We start from the raw sequence: 15,458 nt of genomic DNA on the forward strand, positions 1-15,458 counted from the left end.
TCCCTTTCAAATTTTTGAGGGGTGATAAAATGGCTGAGGTGAGGCTCATTAACGTCTGGAAGAAGTTTGGTGACTTTACTGCTGTCAAGGACATGAACCTTCACATCAAGGACGGGGAATTCATGATTCTGCTTGGGCCGAGTGGTTGTGGGAAAACAACAACGCTGAGAATGATAGCCGGTCTTGAAGAACCGACAAAGGGTCAAATCTACATTGGGGACCGGCTCGTTGCTGACCCAGAGAGAGACGTCTTCGTCCCGCCGAAGGATAGGGACGTGGCAATGGTCTTTCAAAGCTACGCCCTTTACCCGCACATGACGGTTTACGATAACATCGCCTTTCCACTCAAGCTCAGGAAAATCCCGAAGGACGAGATTGACAAGCGCGTTAGAGAAGTCGCGGAAATGCTCGGCTTGACTGAACTCCTCCACAGGAAGCCGAGGGAGCTCAGCGGTGGGCAGAGGCAGAGAGTGGCCCTCGGGAGAGCGATCGTGAGGAGGCCTCAGGTTTTCCTCATGGACGAGCCGTTGAGTAATTTGGACGCGAAGCTTAGAGTGAAGATGCGCGCTGAGCTGAAGAGGCTTCAGAGGCAGCTCGGCGTAACTACGATCTACGTGACTCATGATCAGGTTGAGGCTATGACGATGGGTGACAGGATTGCGGTGATTAACGCGGGTCAGCTCCAGCAGGTTGGTTCTCCGGATGAGGTTTATGATAAGCCGGCGAACACTTTCGTGGCTGGGTTTATTGGTTCTCCACCCATGAATTTTCTTGAGGGGACTCTTACTGAGGATGGTTTCGTGGACTTTGGTGAGTTCAGGCTTAAGCTGTTGCCTGATCAGTTTGAGGTTTTGAGGGAGAGGAACCTCGTCGGCAAAACAATCACCTTCGGCATAAGACCAGAAGACATACACGATGCTTTGTTTGCGCAGGTGAAGGTTCCGGGGGAGAACATGGTTACGGCGGACGTGGACATCATTGAGAACCTGGGGAGTGAAAAGATTGTGCATTTACGTGTCGGTGTTCTGAGGTTCCTAGCTGTGTTCAGGAGTGAGTCGAGGGTTCAGGAGGGGCAGAAGATAGACGTCGTCTTCGACATGAGAAAAGCCCACGTCTTCGAAAAGGGAAGCGGAAAAGCCATCTTCTGAAGCCTTTTAAACCCCCATTCCAACTTTTTTCCATGGGGATTGAGGGTCTGGCAGACTTCATAGCGGAGACCGTTGAGAGGGGGAAGATCGTCGAGGCGGGAATCGGCTTCCAGCTCAAGGTTGCCTTGAGGCTGAAAGAGCTCGGCTACGATGTTCTGGCCGTTGACTGGAACGAGAAAGTCATTGAGAACGCCAGAAAAGCCGGTATAAACGCGGTGAGGGATGACCTCTTCAAGCCGAAGCTTGAACTCTATCAGGGTGCAAAGGCCGTCTATTCCGTCAGGCCAACTCCCGAGATAGTTGTCCCTATTCTGAGGCTCGGGGAGGCCCTTAAGGTTCCCGTTTACATCCTCCCGTTTTCTGGAGACCCGAGGGTGAGGGGAACGAGGCTGGTCAACTTCAGGGGGCTGGCGATATACGTTTATAACCCGAAGAGAAAATAGGCCCGGTGGTGCTATGAGGCTCTTCGGAACCGCTGGAATACGCGGAAGGCTGTGGGAGAAGGTAACGCCGGAGTTAGCTCTGAAGGTCGGGATGGCGCTCGGAACGTACAAAACCGGAAGGGCAGTTGTTGCGAGGGATGGAAGAACCTCAAGCATCATGCTTAAGAACGCCATGATAAGCGGACTTCTCGCGAGCGGGATGGAGGTTTTAGACGCTGACTTGATCCCGACGCCGGCTTTAGCGTGGGCGACGAGGGAACATGGCGATGCAGGGGTTATGATAACCGCGAGCCACAACCCCCCGACGGACAACGGCATAAAGGTCTTCAACGGGGACGGAACGGAGTTCTACGTTGAACAGGAGAGGGAGCTTGAGGAGATCGTATTCTCGGGGGACTTCAGGAAAGCCGAGTGGAACGAGATAAAGGGCGTGAGGCCAATTGAGGTTGTTTCCGATTACATCGGCGCGGTCCTCGACTTCGTGAACCACGAGACGAAGCTTAGGGTTCTCTACGACGGGGCAAACGGGGCTGGAAGTTTGGTTGCTCCCTATCTGCTCAGGGAGATGGGGGCGACGGTTTTCAGCGTTAACGCCCACGTTGACGGCCACTTCCCGGGGAGGAAGCCCGAGCCGAGGTACGAGAACATAGCCTACCTCGGAGAACTCGTTAGGGAACTCAAGGTTGACGTTGCCTTTGCCCAGGATGGAGACGCCGACAGGATAGCGGTCTTCGACGAGAAGGGGAACTACGTTGATGAGGATACAGTGATAGCGCTCTTCGCCAAGCTGTACGTGGAAGAGCACGGGGGCGGGACGGTCGTTACGTCAATAAACACCGGTTCCAGAATAGACGAGGTCGTCGAAAGAGCGGGCGGAAAAGTCGTCCGCGTCCCCCTTGGCCAGCCCCACGACGGGATAAAACGCTATAAAGCAATCTTTGCCGGCGAGCCTTGGAAGCTGGTTCACCCGAAGTTCGGCCCCTGGATTGACAGCTTTGTAACGATGGGTCTCCTGCTCAAGATGATAGATGAAGAAGGCCCGCTCTCAAAGATAATCAACGAAAACATTCCGATTTACTACATCAGGAAGGCCAACGTGGCCTGCCCGGACGAGCTGAAGGAGAAGGCAGTCGAAAACTCCGCTAAGAGGCTTGAGGATATTCTCGGGGGGGAGATAAGGGAAGTCCTGACCGTTTCGGGCTACCGCTTCAACCTGAGCGACCGCTCGTGGGTTCTTGTCAGGCCGAGCGGAACCGAGCCGAAGATAAGGGTCGTCGTTGAAGGGCCGACTGAGAAGAGGAGAGATAGGCTCTTCGAGATGGCCTACGGGATAGTGAAGGAGGAGGTTGAAAAGCTCAAACGAACCTCGCGGGCCTGAGCGTTCTCACGGTTATTTCCTTTCCCTCCATCATCACCCGGAAGCCTTCCTTCGCTACGTATGTCTTCACCCCGGTTACGGTTTCTATGTACTTCGCTTCCTTGTAGGGATTTGCGAAGTGCATCTTCATGCCGATATGGCTCATCACGAGGACTTCCGGTTTTTTCTCCATGCTCTTGAGCATTTCGACGGCGTCGTCGGTGCTGAGGTGGTAGGGAATGCCCATGTCCCTGGGTCTAGTTATCGCCGCTATGAGCAGCCTCGCGCCGTCGTGCCATTCGATGAGGCCATCAAAGTAGGCGGTATCGGGTATGTAGGAGACGTCGCCGAACCGGGTCTTCATGCGGAAGCCTATAGTCGTTGGGTCAGAGTGCTGGCTCGGCGTTATCACGAACTCCTCCCCGCCGATCGGTATCTTGCTCCCTGGCTCGGGTATGTGGACGCTCTCCAATACGTCGAGGTGGTACTTGCTTATCGCAGGGGTGTGGGTCTCGTCGCCGTAAACGACGCTTTTTGAAGCTATCAGAGTCCCCCTCTTCTTGAGCGCCCCGCCCGTCATTGCCTCGACGATGACCTCAAGGTCGTTGCAGTGATCGACGTGCCTGTGTGAGACGAAAACCGCGTCGAGCTTTCTTGGGTCGAGCTTGTAGCGCCAGCTCCTCACGAGGGCCCCGGGCCCTGGATCAACGTGGATGTTTCTGCTCGCCCTTATGTGAAACCCTCCGGTGGCCCGGAACTGGGTTATTGTGATGAACCTCCCGCCACCGCTCCCGAGGAATGTTATCTCTATCACTCCAACACCTCCTTTCCTTCTGCGGACGTGAGGGGTATATCGTGGGGAGTATATAGGCATTTGGGTGGCAAAAATTGTTTAAGCACCTGACACTAGTCACTACGGTGATAGTATGGAGAGGTCTTTAAGGGAAGTTTCGAAGGAGGTGGAGGGTCTCCGCGATGATATGGTGGAGACCCTCGTCGAGCTGATAAAAATCCCCGCCATAAGTCCCGACTACGGGGGAGAGGGTGAATACGACAAGGCCCAGAAACTGCTCGAGATAATAAGGGACTGGCCCTTCGACAAGGTGGAGGTCTACAACGCTCCCGACGAAAGGGCCAAGAACGGTGTCAGGCCGAGTATCTTGGCTTATTATTACGGCGAAAAGGGCGAAGAGAGCGAGAGACTGTGGATTCTAACGCACCTCGACGTGGTTCCGCCGGGGGATTTGAGCAAGTGGACGGTTACCGAGCCCTTCAAGCCCCTCGTGAAGGATGGAAAGGTCTACGGAAGGGGCGCTGAGGACAACGGGCAGAGCCTTGTCGCGAGCCTCTACGCCGTTAAGGCCCTCATGAACCTCGGAATAAGGCCGAAGAGGACGGTAATTCTCGCCTTTGTCAGCGACGAGGAAACCGGAAGCCATTACGGCGTTGAGTGGTTGATAAAGAACCATCCCGAGCTCTTCAGGAAGGACGACCTCGTTTTGGTTCCAGATGGTGGAAACGAGGACGGAACCTTCATCGAAGTTGCCGAGAAGAGCATACTCTGGTTCAAGCTCAAGGTCAGGGGGAAGCAGGTTCACGCGAGCATGCCCGATAAGGGATTAAACGCCCACCGCGTTGCCCTTGACCTTGCCTACCATCTCGATAAATACCTCCACGAGAAGTACTCCAGGAGGGACGAGCTCTTCGAGCCACCTGAGAGCACCTTCGAGCCGACCATGGTCAAAAATCCCGCTGATAGTCCGAACATAGCGCCCGGGGAGCACGAGGTTGTCTTCGACTGCAGGGTTCTGCCCGATTATAGCCTTGACGAAATTCTCAATGATGTGAGGACTTTCTCGGAGGAGGTGAGAGGAGCCTATCTAAAGGAAGTAGAGGGGAGAATCCTCCCAGAGATAGAGGTCGAGGTGCTCCAGAGGCTGGACGCTCCAAAGCCAACTGATCCGAACAGCGAAATCGTCAGGCTCCTCAGGGAGGCGATCAAGAAGCTCAGGGGTAAGGAGGCCAAGGTCGGGGGAATAGGCGGCGGAACCTTCGCCGCATTCTTCAGAAAGCTCGGTATTCCGGCTGTAGTCTGGGCGACCCTTGATGAGACAGCCCACCAGCCCAACGAGTACGCAAGGATAGACAACATGGTGGAAGATGCAAAGGTGATGGCCGTTCTCCCGCTCCTTTAACTTTTTGCTTCAAACTTCTTTGGAGTCATCACCAATTATTTATACCCCCTCCCTCCAATATCTCCCGGTGGTGGAATTCCATGAGGAAGGTCCTTCTGCTCGTTCTCGTTCTAGTGGTCATCGCTGGAGGCTGTCTCGGGCAGGTCGAAAACGAAAAGCCCTCAACAACTGCCACCACCTCGTCTCAGCCTTTAAGCACCGGCTACGACGTGCTGGAAGAGGGACAGGAAAAGTCCGTGGTGGGGGCAATTAACGCCTTTGCCGTTGACCTTTACCTTGAACTGGCCAAGGACGAGGCTAACGTTTTCTTCTCACCCTACAGCGTTGAAACGGCCCTTGCCATGGCATACGAGGGGGCGAGGGGCGTAACGAGGGAGGAGATGGGGAAGGTTCTCCACTTGCCCCCTGATAACGAGGCGAGGTGGACGGGCTTCAGGTACCTTCTGCTCTCCTTGAAAACATCAAACGGGTCTTCCTACGTTCTACGAACAGCCAACGCGCTCTGGGTTCAGAAGGACTACCCGTTCAGGGAAGAGTACCTTAGGATTATCCGGGCGTTTTATACTGGCAACGTGGAGAGCCTTGACTTCGTTAACGACCCTAAAGGCTCTGCGAGGAAGATAAACGAGTGGGTCGAGAACCGGACGAACGGGAGAATTAAGAACATCGTGTCAAGGCTCAGTCCCGACACGAGACTGATAATAACGAACGCCATCTACTTTAAGGCCAACTGGTCAAGCAGGTTTGAGGCCGCCAACACTAAAAACGAGACCTTTTACTCCCCCAGCGGTTCCGTTGTTGTTCCAATGATGCACCAGACGGCTAAGCTCCCGTACTTCGAAAACGATGAGCTCCAGGCCCTCGTGATGCCCTACGAGGGCGGAAGGCTGAGCATGCTGATAATCCTGCCAAGAAGGGGGAAGTTTGAGGACGTGGAGGAGAAACTGAGCACGGGGTTCATAGCAGAAATCCTCAACGGCACGGCGGAGGAGAATGTGGAAGTAGCCCTCCCCAAGTTCAGGCTTGAGAAGGAGTACCACCTGAGGAAGGAGCTCGCGGAAATGGGTATGGGGAGCGCCTTCACGGTGCCGGACTTCTCGGGAATCTCTTCGGAGGGCAAGCTGGTGATAAGCGACGTGGCACATAAAACCTTCATAAGCGTCGCCGAGAATGGAACCGAAGCTGCGGCTGCAACGGCCGTCACGATGACCCTAGCAGCTGCTCCCCGGGAAGAGAACGTGAAACTCTTCAAGGCCGATAGGCCCTTTATATTCCTCATTTACGACAGAGAGACCGGGGTGATACTCTTCATGGGGAGGCTGGTGAACCCGAAGGAGTGAGCTTTTAAATCTCCTCCCCAACTTTTTCCATGCCCCTCTGGAAGGACGGAAAGCTAGGTTTGCCGGTGAGGGAAGCGGTTGAGCTCTTCCCCGACCTCGAAAGGTATCTCGACGAGCGTGGAAGGCTAGACTTCTCGAACAGAAACGCTAGGATACTCTACAACAGGGCTGTAGCCAAAGCCCTCTTTGGGTTGGACATCGAGTACCATCCAAGGGGCCTTGTCACGACCCCTGTTTCCCGCTACATCTTTCTTAAAACGTTCCTCCGTGGTGGTGAGAAGGTTTTGGAGATTGGAACCGGGCACACTGCCTTAATGGCCCTTATGGCGGAGAAGATCTTCAGCTGCAACGTTACCGCGACCGAGCTCGACGATGAGTTCTTCGAGTATGCCAAGAGAAACACCGAGAGGAATAACGCAAGGATAAGGCTCATCAAGAGCGACGGAGGAATAATCCGCGGAGTAATTCCCGAAGGCGAGAGGTTTGACGTTATCTTCTCGGCTCCACCCTACTATGAGGCCCCAACGAAGGGCGTTTTAACGGAAAAGGAAGGCGTCGGTGGTGGGTTGTACGGTGAGGATTTCTCGGTGAGGCTGATAGATGAGGCGCTTGACTATTTGAAGCCCGGTGGAAAAGTTGCCCTGTTCCTCCCAGATAAAAAGCCGCTTTTAGATGCCATAACTGAAAAGGGGAAAGAATTGGGCTACTCGCCGAAGGACGTTAAGTTCAAGGCCGGAACTAGGTGGAGGCACAGCCTGGTTTTAACGCTTTAGGGACTCAGACCGTGGGCGTCTCAGCACTCACGCCGGTCTCAGAGGAGGTGCTTTCTCCTCATCGTCCCTACATCAGTCACTTCATATCTTCCACGTAGAGGAAGAGAGCCTTAAGGTATTCCGTGTCCTTTGAGGCCATCAGTATTGGGTGGTCAGGAGCCTGCGTCCTGTAGGGCTCGAGCATCTTGAGGAACTTTCCGGCCTTAGCGGCCGCGGCAATGACCATATCCTTGAAGGTCTGCATGTCGACGTGCTGGGAGCAGGAAGCTGTCACAAGTATCCCACCTTCCTTAACGAGCTGAAGGCCAGCGTAGTTCACGTTGAAGTAGGCCCTTAATCCGCGCTTGAGGTCTTTTTCGTGCTGGACGAAGGCTGGTGGATCAAGGATTACCATGTCGAACTTCTCGCCCTTCTTTATCATCTCCTCCATAACCGGGAAGGCCGAGCCAACGATGTACTTCATTCTATCTTCAACGCCGTTCAGTTTCGCGTTCTCCTTGACCATGTTGATGGCCCAGGGAGATTTATCGACGGCGACAACTTCCTCGGCCCCTGCAACGGCCGCGTGGATGGCAAAGCCACCGGTGTACGTGAATACATCCAGAACGCGCATTCCCGGCTTGACGTACTTCTCCAGAGCGATTCTGTTCTCCCTCTGGTCGAGGAAGAAGCCGGTCTTCTGACCGCGCATGTCAACGATGAACTTGGCTTTTCCTTCCTCTATAATCGTCCGGTACTTCTCCTTTCCGAGGAGTACGCGCTCTATCTCAGGTAACCCTTCTCTCCTTCTCGAACGACCGGTGTTCTTCTCGAAGACGGTCTCTATTTCTGGCTCGACTTCCATTATTGCCTCCGCAACATCGAGCTTGAAGCGTTCCATCCCAACGCTCGAAATTTGGAGTGATGCTATCTCGTTGAATCGATCCACGATAAGACCGGGCAGGTAATCAGCCTCGCCGTAGACCATTCGGTAAGCTTTATCGTAGCCGAGAACCCTCTTCCTGTACTCGTTGGCCTTTCTGATTCTCTCGCGGAAGAGCTCCTTGTTTATCTCGGTCTCCCTGTCCTTGGTAACTAGCCTGACCATTATGTTGGAGTTGGGGTTGACGAAGCCCCTTCCGAGGAACTTGCCCCCTCGGGTGTAAACCTCAACGATGTCGCCGGGTTCAAACTCACCTTCGGTTCTCACAACGCCCTTCTTGAAGACTATCATCGCGCCTTTGCCTATTGCCCTCGCCGCTTGAGCGTCAACGATTACCCTCGCCATTTTCATCACCGGCCTTCTTTCGGCGATAGGTATTTAACCCTTCGCTCCCTATTAAGAACGGTGGTTTCTATGCACTTCGAGGTTATAAAGGAGTTCTTGGAAGAGATCGGTGCAGACTGGATTGAGCTTGAAGACGAAATCCATCTCGAACCAGGGGTCTTCTATGAGGTATGGAAGTACATCGGCCAGCCGGAGCTCAAAACCTACGTGATAGAAGACGAAGTCATCGAACCCGGCTCATACGATCCCCCAGAAATGAAGTACACGGACGTTAGGAAGGTCAAGATTAAGAAGGTTTACTTCGAGACTCTCGATGGGAAGAAGATTGTTACGGACTACTCCGAGTTCCAGAAGATTCTCAAAGAGAAGTCAGCGTGATTTCTTCCTCCTTCTATCTCAGAATTAGGGGGAGCATTAAAGCTCCCATGCAGTTGGTTCTCTTCACGCCAAGCTCAAGGGTCAGATATCCGATCATGGAGGACGCTGTAAGCGCTAAAAGACCCTGAAGGCCATCAAATGCAATGGATAGGATGAAAAGGAAAAGAAGGACTGTCCCATTTATGAGTCTGTATGGCACCCTTGAAATGAGGCCCGCGAGAAGTCTGGAGAGGGGCTCGCCGTAGAGGAGTACTGTCACTGATGTCAGCAGGGCAACTAGTAGAAAGGCCGGAAGATAGGAGAGCCCCACCGGTGGCATCATCGCCACTATACCGTTCCTTACCCTGCCAGTCTGCAGGTAGTTGACTGTCGAGAAGAGAAAGTTCGCCGTGTTCACCGAGTATACGACCGTTAAAAAAGAGCGCTCGTCTCTGGAAATGAACGTGCCTATGAGAGCCGCCTGAGAGGCCGTGAAGGCAGGAACAAGAGAGGCCACCATGCCAAGGGTGGTTCCGATGAGAGAAAATAGAACCAGCCGGGAACGGGCTATGAGGAGTTCCGCCCTGCCCGGAGTTATCGCCTTTTCCCCCGAGAGTCCAGCCAGTAGGGCAGGAACCCCAAAGAGCCCCGTGAGGAGGTGGTAAAGGGGCTCTCTCAACGATCCGGAGAGGAGTAGAAGCCCTAAAAAGCCTGAGAGTAAGTAAATGAGAAAGGCCGAGACCTTATCCCTTTCGGTCGCTATTAAGAGGGCCGAGAGGAGCAGGATGATTACTTTTCCCGCCTTGGGCGTGTAAAGGGGGGCAAGTAGGGTATAAAGGGGAATCATGGGAATCGAGAGGAGAACCGCGAGGACACTTGAGAGGATTGCTATCCTGATAACCTCCATTCCTCTCCCCCTGAGGACAAGCCTGTGGGCAGGGAGAACCGAGAGTGCGCTTCCCTCGTCTGGAACCCCGAGAAAAGTCGATGGGAATACATCCAGAAATGTGTGGGTCAGGCCCATTGCAAACAGCGTCACCGCCGATGGTATGGAATTCCTAACCATAAGGGCAAGGGTGTTGACGTGTATTCCGGGAGTTATACCACTGAGGGTTCCTGTGATTATTCCTAACAGCGCCTCCCATAGCATATATCATCCCCCGATGTAACCTGAAAGGCCGGCATACCCCGGTAGGTAGTGAACTCCCCGTATGCCACAATGGACTCGTTTCCTTCTACAGAAATTCCCAGCCTTGAGGGCAGTTTAAGGAGAACCCAGCAGGTCCCGTTGGTCACGTTGGCTATTCCAAAGCCGTTCCTGTAAACCTTTACCCATGCAACTTTCCCCTCAATTTTCCCAAAATGTCCCTTACCCGGGGAGCATATCGAGTTTGGAAGGGCCTCACGGGGCTTGATTACCCTGCAGGAGAGACACAGAAGACTTGACTTCCTCTTGAGGGCCATGAATCGAATCATATCACCAACCCTTGCGCTGAAGTTGTAGAGCCTCAACCGGGTGCAGTTGAGGCTCAGAGAACGGCCGGCTTTGATGACAAGACACTCGCCCTCCGCTATCTGGCCGTAGCGGGCCTCTGAAACTGGTGCCCTCTCGGCCATTCCGAGGAGCCTTACGTCACCGGCGTCCTCCACGTAAAGGGTGATTGTGGAATAAAGGCGGGCTATCCCAAGGACATCGACTTTCCTTCCCGCTTTGAGTGTTAGACTGTGGGGTAAGTAGACTCTAAACGACTCGCTCCCGTTCCACACCTCTGCGGGATTTCCGGGCTGTACGACGACTCCGTGAAGGAAGTAGGGCATTCCGTTTTCTGGCCTTTCCAGATACCGAAGTTCCCTGACCTTTAAGGGATAGAACCTGTTGCCGTAGAATAGTCCCTTGACTGAGATTAACATTCCTTTTGTTGCGTTCAATCGCACCGCTAGGCGAACTCTTGAGGGGGTTAGCAGTTGAGGGTAGCCTGAGTCCCAATAAGCTCCGGTAAGTGTTTCTAGGGGAAAAGAGGGTTTGCTTTCTTTTATGCCTGCAACGTCCATCCAGAAGCCGTTTGATGTTTCTCTCAGTCTTCCCCAAACCGTATAAACCTTCCCGACCTCCAGTTCCCTGCCAACCCCAAGGGTTGCCGTTCCGTTGTAGAGGAGCGAAAAGCCCGGACGGGAAAGGATGCAGAGGCCTGTAAAAGAGTCCTGTTGCGGAGAGTAGTGACTAAGGGCGAAGCTGACAACCAGGAGAGATACCGCCAAAACAATGATTCTGAAGTTAACTTTAACCATCAGACCTAGTAAAGCGAAAGAAGCTTAAAAAATTTGTGGAAGTCAGTAAATCTCACCGCTGGGATAGACGACTATGCCCTCGTCGGTTATCTCGAAGGGAAACTTCTTCATGGAATGCTTGGTTTCGCGCATCTTCCTTATCAGGAGATATCGCTTCAGCTCGACCTCCTTCTCGATGAAGTCAAGTAAAACTACTCCTCTTGAAATGTACTCTTCGACCCCGTACCTGCTTATCCTGCCGTGGGATGGATCGGGGGCCTCTGTTGTCAGTATGGAGGTGACACCCATTTCAAGGAGGATGGTGTTCAGCTGGAGCAGGACTTCTCTTATCTGGTTCTCCTTTCTGAGTCTGAATGCTATCGACGGTATGGAGTCAACGAGGAGCCTCTCGGCGTTTATTGCTTTAACTACACGATAGATGTAACGGAGAAAATCCTCCGCGTTGATGTTCCCTTCAAGGACGTACTGCTCCTCTGAGGGGAGACCAACGACCGCGCTGACACCGTCCACTATCGCTATCAGCCCTTCTTTTTCGTATTTTTCAAGGTCCCACCCGAACGATTTCATTTCACGCCTGAGATCCACGGCACGCTCTTCCATTGTTACGATAACACCCGGTTCGTTGTACAACTCGGCTCCCTTGTAGATAAACTGGACGCCGAAGGTCGTCTTTCCGCTTCCGGTTGGGCCGGTGACTAAAACAGTTGTGCCCTTGGGAAATCCACCCTGAATGAGTTCATCAAAGCCTGGGATTCCACTGCGGACCCTTTCAACAAAATGTCTCCTCGTGAGCATGCCAATCACCCAAAGGAATGGGGTTTATCTACCCGGTAAGGTTTAGGGTACTATAGATATAAAACTTTTGGGAGGGAAAGTGTTTTTAGGCTTTTTCCCTAGCTTCACAGGGTGCTGGAATGAAAGACCCCTTCGGGAAGGATGCTGAAAGGCTCATCAGGGAGGAGTTCGGCGACCTGCTCACACTGCTCCAGAGGATACCATCGAGCATGAGCGTTGAAGATGTGCTAACTCTCATCGAGTGGGTGCTCACCTCAGATGAACCCCCCGAGGAACTCCTCAGGAGAGGGCCCCTTGAGGAAACCAAGGACGTCTTCAGATTTTACGCAATACTCGGGGCCTTGGCCCTCTCTCCCTACGGCATAGAACTTGAACTGGTTGAGAATGCCCTCGTGAAGCTCTACGGGAGAAGGGTTGAGGGAAGCGACCTCTCGGAAACGATGCTCAAGGTTGAGGAAATCAAACCCGGCGATGTTCCGGAGAGGGACAGGAAGATACTCGAAAAGCCGATGGATAGGAACGTTGACCCCTCCGATAGGGAAAGGAGAAAGCTCAGATACAAGATGGAACTCAAAGAGTTCTTGGAGCTGTGGGACGGCTCCCTTAAGGAGGTTTACATAAGGGGAGGCTACGCCTATCTCACGCAGGAGACCGCCCTCCAGCTCTGGGAGAGGGCCTTCGCGAGGAGGATTGAGAGAGCATCCCGACTGCTCTCAGAGATGAGCGACGAACTGCCCGGATTTTACGAGAAGTTAAGGGAGAAGTTAAGGGAGATTGCCGAGAAGCACTTCAGGGAGAGGCTTGAAAAGCTCGGGAAGGTGGGTGCTCAGCCCCTCCGCTTCGACCTCTTTCCACCCTGCGTTAAGGAAGCCCTGAAGGGAGTCCCAGCCGGCATGAGGAACTATGCAATAACCGTTCTTCTCACGAGCTTCCTGAGCTATGCGAGGATATGTCCCAATCCACCCAGAAAGGACATCCGGGTTAGGGACTGCGTCGAGAGCCTCGACATCATTGAGAGGGAGATACTCCCGGTCATAATCGAGGCGGGAAACAGATGCACGCCACCTCTCTTCGAGGATCAGCCCCACGAGATAAAAAACGTCTGGTACCATCTCGGTTTCGGCCTAACTGACAGGCCAACCCTTGAGGACAGCGGAAACTCTACATGGTACTTCCCGCCAAACTGCGACAAGATAAGGGCCAACGCTCCCTCTCTCTGCAAGCCGGACAAGTACTGCAGGGGGATAAAGAACCCCCTGACCTACTATCTGAGGAAACTGGCAAGGGAGGGCAGGAGAGATGTTGCTGAGGGAAGTGAGTAAGGAGGAGAGGAAGCTCTACTACAAGGGCGAGTGGGACGCTGGCAGGATACCCGACTTCATACTCGACACCCTTGAGCTGAGGGAGTTTGGCTTCGACCACACCGGCGAGGGCCCGAGCGACAGGAAGAATACCTATTCCGACGTTAGGGATCTTGAGGACTATGTTAAAGCGACGGCACCCTACGCGATATACTCCTCCGTTGCCCTCTACGAGAACCCGGAGAGAATGGAGGGCTGGAAGGGTGCCGAGCTCGTGTTCGACATAGACGCCAAAGACCTCCCCCTCAGGCGCTGTCAGAACGAGCATCCGAGCGGTCAAGTATGCCCCATCTGCTTGGAAGACGCCAAGGAGCTCGCGAGGGACACTGTGGTTATCCTGAGGGAGGACTTCGGGTTTGATAACGTCCACATAGTTTATTCGGGTAGGGGCTATCACATCAGGGTTCTCGACGACTGGGCTTTAAGGCTTGACACAAAGGCGAGGGAGAAGATTCTGGCCTATGTAAGTGCCTCAGAGGAGGTTACCTTTGATGATATTCAGAGCAGGAGGATAATGCTGTCCTCTGGCTACTTCAGGGCCTTTCGCCTGCGCTTCGGCTACTTCATAGAGAGGGCCAGCCTAAACCACCTCCTAGGCATAGGGCTGAGAAAAAGCCTCGCCGAGAAACTTCTTGAGGAGGAAACAAGGAGGAAAATCGTCGAGAGCTTTGTTAAGAAGGGCCTCCTTGCCTCTTTCCCGGAGGGCACAGGCTATAAGTCGCTCCTCAGGCTCTTTGGCCTCTCTTCCACCTTCTCAAGGGCATACTTTGACGGTCGCGTTACCGTTGACGTGAAAAGAATCCTCCGCCTTCCTTCGAGCCTCCACTCCAAAGTTGGACTAATCACGACCTACATCGGCTCCAGTGAGAGAAAGCTTGAGCGGTTCAACCCCTTCAGGGATGCTGTTCCAAAGTTCAGAAAAAAGGAAGTCGAGGAGGCCTACAGGGAGTGGCTAGAGGAGCATGGTCAATGAGGGGAAAGGCCGAGATAGTTGCTTCCATGCTCATCTGGGGAAGCGTTGGGATATTCTCACGCCTTTCAGGGTTAAGTGGTCTTGGGGTGGCGTTTGCCAGGGTTTCGCTCGGCTCGATGGTTCTCCTGCCCGCCCTACTATTTAGGGGGAAGCTCAAGAAAGCATTCGAGACGTTGATGGAGAGAAAACTTTCCGCTCTTCTTCTCGGCCTCGTGCTGGCCCTCAACTGGGTCTTTCTGTTCACGGCCTTCAACAGGACGACCATAGCCAATGCCGTCCTCGTCTATTACCTCTCACCCGTTATGGCAACGCTTATGTCGTGGCGTTTCCTCGGGGAGAGCATAGGAAGAAGGTGGATGCTCATCGGGATGGCCTTTACTGGCTTTCTGATAATAGCCCTCGGCAACGGCTTTGATGTCGGGAGCAAGGACTTTCAGGGGGTAATCCTCGCCCTGATTGCCGGGTTCTTCTACGCCATGATACCGAACCTCGGGAGGGCTATGCGTGACGTTGACGGTGAGGTTCTGACTTTTCTCCAGCTTGCCCTGGCGTCTCTCTTCCTCCTGCCATTTGTCCTGTTCCTCCCCGTTGGAAAGCCAGTTCCCTGGGCGGTTGCCATCTTAGTCCTCGTCCACACAGTTCTGGCCCTCTACATCTACATGGACGGCCTCAAGAAGGTTGAAGTAAACGAGGTTGCCCTCCTCAGCTACCTCGACCCTTTGAGCGCGGTGGTTTATGCCTTTCTGGTCTTTGGGGAAGTTCCAACCCTAGAAACAGCTATAGGTGGAGCTTTAATTCTGCTGGCATCTGCAATGGATGTTGTTCTGGCGAGGGGGCCGTAGCCCGCCTTCTGTATGGAGGGGGCATTCGACTGAGCGGCCTACCACGGGGCTCACACCGGGAACTCATCGCCCCTCCCTCGGCCTTGCACCCCGCGGGACGGCCGTTTCACCGAATCCCCCGGGATAGTCTGCGGGTTAGCTCGGGGCTCTCGCGAGCCCCTTCGCACGCTTCATCCACATCCCCCGGGGGCCGTGTCGTTTCTGCGCCGTTGCCCGGCCTCTCGGCCGGTGCCTTGCGGCACCGCGGCCCCGGTGCGGTGGGCGGAACTTCCTCGGGAGCACCCCGGGAGCCCCCGACCCCCTCGCCAGAGGGGGTTA

General features: G+C 54.0%; 15 protein-coding genes and 1 other RNA gene. 10 read left to right on the forward strand and 6 right to left on the reverse strand.

Going from position 1 to position 15,458, the window contains the following annotated elements:
- The first annotated feature begins 29 nt into the window (after positions 1-29).
- Genes MVC73_RS04845 through glmM form a run of 3 tightly spaced genes read left to right on the forward strand, consistent with a single transcriptional unit; the run spans position 30 to position 2,969 of the window.
- Positions 30-1,148 (forward strand): ABC transporter ATP-binding protein, encoded by a 1,119-nt coding sequence (locus tag MVC73_RS04845; RefSeq protein WP_297507642.1) that lies wholly within the window; start codon positions 30-32, stop codon positions 1,146-1,148.
- A 32-nt stretch (positions 1,149-1,180) separates the two neighbouring features.
- On the forward strand, positions 1,181-1,591 hold the full coding sequence (locus MVC73_RS04850; protein WP_297507645.1) for a UPF0146 family protein: 411 nt from the start codon (positions 1,181-1,183) through the stop codon (positions 1,589-1,591).
- A gap of 13 nt (positions 1,592-1,604) precedes the next feature.
- Positions 1,605-2,969 carry a phosphoglucosamine mutase gene (gene glmM / locus MVC73_RS04855; protein WP_297507648.1) on the forward strand — a complete coding sequence of 455 codons (1,365 nt, stop codon included), beginning with the start codon at positions 1,605-1,607 and terminating at the stop codon, positions 2,967-2,969.
- On the opposite strand, the gene MVC73_RS04860 is transcribed toward glmM, so the two are convergent.
- Positions 2,947-3,762: an MBL fold metallo-hydrolase gene (locus MVC73_RS04860; RefSeq protein ID WP_297507652.1), complete on the reverse strand. Its 816-nt coding sequence runs from the start codon at positions 3,760-3,762 to the stop codon at positions 2,947-2,949. The genes glmM and MVC73_RS04860 overlap by 23 nt on opposite strands.
- 112 nt (positions 3,763-3,874) lie before the next feature.
- Here MVC73_RS04860 and MVC73_RS04865 point away from each other — a divergent pair, with 112 nt between their 5' ends.
- From MVC73_RS04865 to MVC73_RS04875, 3 genes are all read left to right on the forward strand, one after another.
- Positions 3,875-5,143 carry a M20 family metallo-hydrolase gene (locus MVC73_RS04865; protein WP_297507655.1) on the forward strand — a complete coding sequence of 423 codons (1,269 nt, stop codon included), beginning with the start codon at positions 3,875-3,877 and terminating at the stop codon, positions 5,141-5,143.
- An 80-nt stretch (positions 5,144-5,223) separates the two neighbouring features.
- Positions 5,224-6,483 carry a serpin family protein gene (locus tag MVC73_RS04870; protein ID WP_297507658.1) on the forward strand — a complete coding sequence of 420 codons (1,260 nt, stop codon included), beginning with the start codon at positions 5,224-5,226 and terminating at the stop codon, positions 6,481-6,483.
- A gap of 29 nt (positions 6,484-6,512) precedes the next feature.
- Positions 6,513-7,256, forward strand: coding sequence for an RlmF-related methyltransferase (locus tag MVC73_RS04875; RefSeq protein WP_297507661.1), 744 nt, complete (start codon positions 6,513-6,515; stop codon positions 7,254-7,256).
- Between the two features lie 76 nt (positions 7,257-7,332).
- On the opposite strand, the gene MVC73_RS04880 is transcribed toward MVC73_RS04875, so the two are convergent.
- The gene (locus MVC73_RS04880) at positions 7,333-8,523 is read right to left on the reverse strand and encodes a class I SAM-dependent rRNA methyltransferase (RefSeq protein ID WP_297507901.1); all 1,191 of its coding nucleotides are present in this window, start codon (positions 8,521-8,523) and stop codon (positions 7,333-7,335) included.
- 69 nt (positions 8,524-8,592) lie between these two features.
- Here MVC73_RS04880 and MVC73_RS04885 point away from each other — a divergent pair, with 69 nt between their 5' ends.
- Complete coding sequence (locus MVC73_RS04885; RefSeq protein WP_297507904.1) at positions 8,593-8,901, forward strand: DUF5748 family protein; 309 nt, start codon at positions 8,593-8,595, stop codon at positions 8,899-8,901.
- A gap of 13 nt (positions 8,902-8,914) precedes the next feature.
- Here the strand turns inward: MVC73_RS04885 and MVC73_RS04890 are convergent, their stop codons facing one another.
- Genes MVC73_RS04890 through MVC73_RS04900 form a run of 3 tightly spaced genes read right to left on the reverse strand, consistent with a single transcriptional unit; the run spans position 8,915 to position 11,964 of the window.
- Positions 8,915-10,030: a tripartite tricarboxylate transporter permease gene (locus MVC73_RS04890; protein WP_297507663.1), complete on the reverse strand. Its 1,116-nt coding sequence runs from the start codon at positions 10,028-10,030 to the stop codon at positions 8,915-8,917.
- Positions 10,009-11,169 (reverse strand): hypothetical protein, encoded by a 1,161-nt coding sequence (locus tag MVC73_RS04895; RefSeq protein ID WP_297507666.1) that lies wholly within the window; start codon positions 11,167-11,169, stop codon positions 10,009-10,011. Before MVC73_RS04895 ends, MVC73_RS04890 begins: the two co-directional genes overlap by 22 nt.
- 42 nt (positions 11,170-11,211) lie before the next feature.
- On the reverse strand, positions 11,212-11,964 hold the full coding sequence (locus tag MVC73_RS04900; protein ID WP_297507670.1) for an ATPase domain-containing protein: 753 nt from the start codon (positions 11,962-11,964) through the stop codon (positions 11,212-11,214).
- Between the two features lie 119 nt (positions 11,965-12,083).
- Between MVC73_RS04900 and priL the strand changes: the two genes are divergently transcribed.
- Genes priL through MVC73_RS04915 form a run of 3 tightly spaced genes read left to right on the forward strand, consistent with a single transcriptional unit; the run spans position 12,084 to position 15,140 of the window.
- Entirely contained in the window at positions 12,084-13,286 is a 1,203-nt protein-coding gene (priL, locus tag MVC73_RS04905) for a DNA primase large subunit PriL (RefSeq protein WP_297507673.1), read from the forward strand.
- Entirely contained in the window at positions 13,264-14,298 is a 1,035-nt protein-coding gene (gene priS, locus MVC73_RS04910) for a DNA primase catalytic subunit PriS (RefSeq protein WP_297507676.1), read from the forward strand. Before priL ends, priS begins: the two co-directional genes overlap by 23 nt.
- Entirely contained in the window at positions 14,295-15,140 is an 846-nt protein-coding gene (locus MVC73_RS04915; protein WP_297507679.1) for a DMT family transporter, read from the forward strand. Before priS ends, MVC73_RS04915 begins: the two co-directional genes overlap by 4 nt.
- On the opposite strand, the gene rnpB is transcribed toward MVC73_RS04915, so the two are convergent.
- An RNA gene (rnpB, locus tag MVC73_RS04920) (RNase P RNA component) lies at positions 15,126-15,446 on the reverse strand. The two genes, MVC73_RS04915 and rnpB, sit on opposite strands and share 15 nt — an antisense overlap.
- Positions 15,447-15,458 lie beyond the last annotated feature (12 nt).

It is taken from the genome of Thermococcus sp., assembly GCF_027052235.1.
Taxonomy (GTDB): Archaea; Methanobacteriota_B; Thermococci; order Thermococcales; family Thermococcaceae; genus Thermococcus.

Bases quoted from the DNA above. Each gene is read 5' to 3' on its own strand.
- MVC73_RS04845 (WP_297507642.1), top strand. From the start codon at position 30: ATGGCTGAGGTGAGGCTCATTAACGTCTGGAAGAAGTTTGGTGACTTT.
- MVC73_RS04850 (WP_297507645.1), top strand. From the start codon at position 1,181: ATGGGGATTGAGGGTCTGGCAGACTTCATAGCGGAGACCGTTGAGAGG.
- glmM (WP_297507648.1), top strand. From the start codon at position 1,605: ATGAGGCTCTTCGGAACCGCTGGAATACGCGGAAGGCTGTGGGAGAAG.
- MVC73_RS04865 (WP_297507655.1), top strand. From the start codon at position 3,875: ATGGAGAGGTCTTTAAGGGAAGTTTCGAAGGAGGTGGAGGGTCTCCGC.
- MVC73_RS04870 (WP_297507658.1), top strand. From the start codon at position 5,224: ATGAGGAAGGTCCTTCTGCTCGTTCTCGTTCTAGTGGTCATCGCTGGA.
- MVC73_RS04875 (WP_297507661.1), top strand. From the start codon at position 6,513: ATGCCCCTCTGGAAGGACGGAAAGCTAGGTTTGCCGGTGAGGGAAGCG.
- MVC73_RS04880 (WP_297507901.1), bottom strand. From the start codon at position 8,523: ATGGCGAGGGTAATCGTTGACGCTCAAGCGGCGAGGGCAATAGGCAAA.
- MVC73_RS04885 (WP_297507904.1), top strand. From the start codon at position 8,593: ATGCACTTCGAGGTTATAAAGGAGTTCTTGGAAGAGATCGGTGCAGAC.
- MVC73_RS04890 (WP_297507663.1), bottom strand. From the start codon at position 10,030: ATGCTATGGGAGGCGCTGTTAGGAATAATCACAGGAACCCTCAGTGGT.
- MVC73_RS04895 (WP_297507666.1), bottom strand. From the start codon at position 11,169: ATGGTTAAAGTTAACTTCAGAATCATTGTTTTGGCGGTATCTCTCCTG.
- MVC73_RS04900 (WP_297507670.1), bottom strand. From the start codon at position 11,964: ATGCTCACGAGGAGACATTTTGTTGAAAGGGTCCGCAGTGGAATCCCA.
- priL (WP_297507673.1), top strand. From the start codon at position 12,084: ATGAAAGACCCCTTCGGGAAGGATGCTGAAAGGCTCATCAGGGAGGAG.
- priS (WP_297507676.1), top strand. From the start codon at position 13,264: ATGTTGCTGAGGGAAGTGAGTAAGGAGGAGAGGAAGCTCTACTACAAG.
- MVC73_RS04915 (WP_297507679.1), top strand. From the start codon at position 14,295: ATGAGGGGAAAGGCCGAGATAGTTGCTTCCATGCTCATCTGGGGAAGC.